This is a genomic window from Actinosynnema sp. NPDC023658 (assembly GCF_040639995.1).
Classification (GTDB): domain Bacteria; phylum Actinomycetota; class Actinomycetes; order Mycobacteriales; family Pseudonocardiaceae; genus Actinosynnema.
This window is the reverse complement of record NZ_JBFAAX010001459.1, coordinates 1-1107: the sequence shown is the minus strand read 5'-3', so window position 1 is coordinate 1107 and position 1107 is coordinate 1. Positions and strand designations below refer to the sequence as shown.

The 1107-nt window shown below is 76.9% G+C and carries 1 protein-coding gene and 1 pseudogene; both read right to left on the bottom strand.

Annotation, left to right across the window (positions count from 1 at the left end; all coding sequences use genetic code 11):
- A partial coding sequence (locus tag AB0G02_RS41800; RefSeq protein ID WP_360806602.1) for a MerR family transcriptional regulator occupies window positions 1–623 on the bottom strand: 623 nt, incomplete at its 3' end.
- A pseudogene (locus tag AB0G02_RS41795) lies at window positions 617–1051 on the bottom strand (HEAT repeat domain-containing protein); the annotation flags it as partial. The gene AB0G02_RS41800 and the pseudogene AB0G02_RS41795, both read right to left, overlap by 7 nt.
- Window positions 1052–1107: the final 56 nt, after the last annotated feature.

The following is a 1107-nucleotide window of genomic DNA, read 5'->3' as shown; positions in this document are numbered from 1 at the left end:
GTCGCCTCGTCACCGGGCACCTCGGCCAGCGCCAGGACCGCGCGCAGCCGGACCTCGACGTCCTCCGAACGCAAGCCGGACGCCACGCCGGCCACGCCGTCGGCGCCCGCCCGCGCGAGGGCCCACCGCAGGGCGCCGGCGACGTTCGGGTCGGACTCCGCGAGGACCGCCTCCACCAGCACGCCGGTCGGGACCGGCACGTCGTCGGCCGGGGACAGGACGGCCTGCTGGCGGCGCGCGGCGCTGGGCGAGTCGAGGCCGTGCAGCAGCTCCACGATGCGCAGGACGCCCTGCCAGCCCGACGGCGCCGAGGCGTCGACCGCGCGGAGCCGCTGGAGCAGCTCCCGTTCCCGCGCCAACCGGTCCTCGGTCCGCCGGATGAGGTCGCTGACCAGCGCGGACGGCGCGAACGCAGGATCCTCCAAGGCCCGTCCGACCTCCCGCAGCGACAGCCCCAGGGACCTCAGGCTCTCCACGTGGAAGATCCGGCGGATGTCCTCCGCGGAGTACTCGCGGTAGCCGCCCACCGTGCGGCCCGTCGGTCGCACCAGCCCGAGCGAGTCGTAGTGCCGGAGCATCCGGGTGCTGACCCCCGAGCGACGGGCCACCTCACCGATCAGCACGCCGCTCCCCCGCCCCGTCCCGGACCGAGCGCGACGATCCGCACCGCCTCGTCGACGTCGGGGTCGAAGGCGGCGTCCGGGTCCTGGAGGAGCCGCTCCGTGGCACGGGCGTGCGCGCGCACCGCCGGGTCGGCGCTCTCCGACCCCGCCCGCAGTGCGGGCTCGACCACGTCCCCGAGCGCGACGAGCGCCCGGCTGAGGCTGAGCCGCACGTCCCGGTCGCCCCGACCGAGCTGGGTGGCCAGGTCCGCGGCCAGCCCCTCCCGCGCCCCGTCCGGCACAAGGACGACGGCCGCGCGCCAGGCGCTCCGCGCGACCTCGTCGTCCGCGTCGTGCAGCAGCGACCGGGTGATCGCGGGCCACGCGCCGCCGTCCCCGACCTTGGACAGCGTGTGCAACGCCTGGCTGCGGGCCTGGGCTCTCTGGGTCGACTTCTCGGCGCGCTGCGTCGGCACCGTGACCACGGGCGTGAGGCGGGTCTACG